A 2278-nucleotide genomic window follows, 5' to 3' on the forward strand; every position below is an offset into this window, starting at 1 on the left:
GCGCCGATGGTACTACAATGCAATGTGGGAGAGTAGGTAGCTGCCTTTTTTACTTCACGCCTCCAGTGTCTCAACCGATGCTGGAGGCTTTTTTGTGTTTATAGGATGCAGAGATATAGGGCTGCACTGTGTGGATAGTTGGGTAAGGATGTCAAGGTATGAAAGGTTACGGAATGTGGTACGCTGTGGATTGTTACGAAAGGGGGCATACTGTGGGAAGATGAGAAAGGATGTACGGTGAGGATAGTTAAAAAGAAAATATTTTTGTCTGTTTATTTTTGCTCAGGTCATGCCAGCTCTTGATTTTTTTATTATCTTTGTGCAAGTGTTGAAAAGGAATGGACAACTATCATACATCATCTATGAGTTATCGTTTGCGACGGCAGTTAGCATGGCTTTATCGTTGGCCACGTGCTTTGGGTTTTGGCATTCAACCTCCTTGGGCTTATCATTTTGTCCACCAAGTTGTTAATGACCGTGCAGATTATAAGGCATATCGGGTGTTGCAGGAAGCTATGCCAGCGGATTCAAGCGCATCCTTGCGGTTAGCTCGCTTGCTCTTTCGCTTTGCACGTGCTGAAACTCCCAACCATTGGTTGATTCGTACCCCCCATGCTGCACTCTATGGTCGGTATATTCAGGCAGGCTACCCACCATCTAAGCTGTTGTCTGAGGAATTGGGAGATGGAGAAGATGCCTCTTTGGTACCCGATGTCTATTTAGTCAATTTGGAGGAGGAATGGAAGTCTTGCTTTTTGCGTTTTATTGCGCAGCCACGAAATGGAACCTTTTTTATTGTAGAAGGCATTTCTCTGAATCGGCACTGTCGACGTATTTGGAAAGAGATGGTGGCTCGTTGCCATCAATTTATAACTTTTGATTTGTTTGATTGTGGTATCATACTCTATGATCCAACGAAAACAATTGGACATTATCGGCTCATCTTTTAAGATGGACCCTAACATTACCACCGTAACTAAATATTTTATAACTATGGGTTCTGTCCTATCAACTTTTGTTTCCTTTCTGAGAAGCTTGTCGAAATCTGATAAGACGATGATGATACCCAACTTAATTCATGTGACACTATGAAAATTTATACCAAAACTGGGGATAACGGTTCCACCAGCTTAATTGGGGGGACTCGTGTTGCGAAAGATGATTTGAGTATTGAGACTTTTGGCACCTTAGACGAGCTTAATGCGCACTTGGGACTCTTACGCCCGATGCTGCATCATCAGTATGATAAGGCTTTTGTGACCCATATCCAGTCTTTATTGTTTGTCATTGGTAGTTATTTAGCTTCAGACCCCGCGCAGCCCGATAAGCGTCAGCGTTATCTCCTTCCTGCCGCCGAAGTACAAGGAATCGAGAAGGAGATTGATAAAATTGTGAAGCAATTGCCCACACAAACTGCTTTTGTGTTGCCTGGAGGATGCCGTTGTGCAGCGCAAGCCGATGTATGTCGAACGGTTTGTAGACGAGCCGAGCGACGTATGATTTCCTTTCATGCCCATATACCTATCCAGCCCGAAGCTCTTCAATATATAAATCGGTTGTCTGATTATTTGTATGTCTTGGCACGAAAAATCAACTTTCAAGCCAAGGTAACAGAAAAAAAATGGGAATATCCTTGGTGATTCTATAAAAATCACTATTTTTGCACGCACGAAGATTAACACATATAATTTTGTAACACTATGTATTGGACACTTGAATTAGCATCGAAATTAGAAGATGCGCCATGGCCCGCTACCAAAGAAGAACTTATTGATTATGCGATTCGTTCTGGTGCTCCTTTGGAAGTATTGGAAAATCTGCAAGAGATAGAGGATGAGGGGGATGTATATGACAGTATAGAAGATATATGGCCCGACTATCCTACCAAGGAAGATTTCCTCTTTAACGAGGACGAGTATTAAGAAAGGTGAAGCGTCAACAAGGAAACGCATTTGTATTTACGACACCTTGATTGTTTGTCATGTCAAGCCCATGACTCGCAGGATTCAGTCACATTGAATCCCACGGGTCATGGGCTTTCTGTTTTTTAGATAGTCTTTGTTCCTTGTATCTCACCCGTCAAATTGCTCCATGATTGAAAATAATCTCTCAAAAGGAGTGAGTCTCTCAGATTTAATTTGTATCTTAGCCATATCTATCGTCGGATTCTCTTGTTTTTTTTGCAACACTAAGATAAGTGAAAATTCTGACATGGCAAAATCATGAGCAACTTTTTGTTGCTCAGGCACTTAAAAAGTTTAATTTATAATAGTGTTGC

At 41.8% G+C, this 2278-nt stretch carries 3 protein-coding genes; all 3 read left to right on the forward strand.

Annotation, left to right across the window (positions count from 1 at the left end; genetic code table 11):
• Window positions 1–338: 338 nt before the first annotated feature.
• The 3 genes from HMPREF9304_RS06995 to HMPREF9304_RS07005 all read left to right on the forward strand — a co-directional run bounded on the left by HMPREF9304_RS06995 (window position 339) and on the right by HMPREF9304_RS07005 (window position 1922).
• Complete coding sequence (locus HMPREF9304_RS06995) at window positions 339–950, forward strand: hypothetical protein (RefSeq protein ID WP_036927749.1); 612 nt, start codon at window positions 339–341, stop codon at window positions 948–950.
• 138 nt (window positions 951–1088) lie between these two features.
• Window positions 1089–1640, forward strand: coding sequence for a cob(I)yrinic acid a,c-diamide adenosyltransferase (locus HMPREF9304_RS07000; RefSeq protein ID WP_036927750.1), 552 nt, complete (start codon window positions 1089–1091; stop codon window positions 1638–1640).
• Between the two features lie 60 nt (window positions 1641–1700).
• Complete coding sequence (locus HMPREF9304_RS07005) at window positions 1701–1922, forward strand: DUF2795 domain-containing protein (protein WP_004369470.1); 222 nt, start codon at window positions 1701–1703, stop codon at window positions 1920–1922.
• The last annotated feature ends 356 nt before the right edge of the window (window positions 1923–2278 follow it).

This window comes from Hoylesella timonensis S9-PR14, assembly GCF_000762405.1.
Taxonomy (GTDB): Bacteria; Bacteroidota; Bacteroidia; order Bacteroidales; family Bacteroidaceae; genus Prevotella; species Prevotella timonensis_A.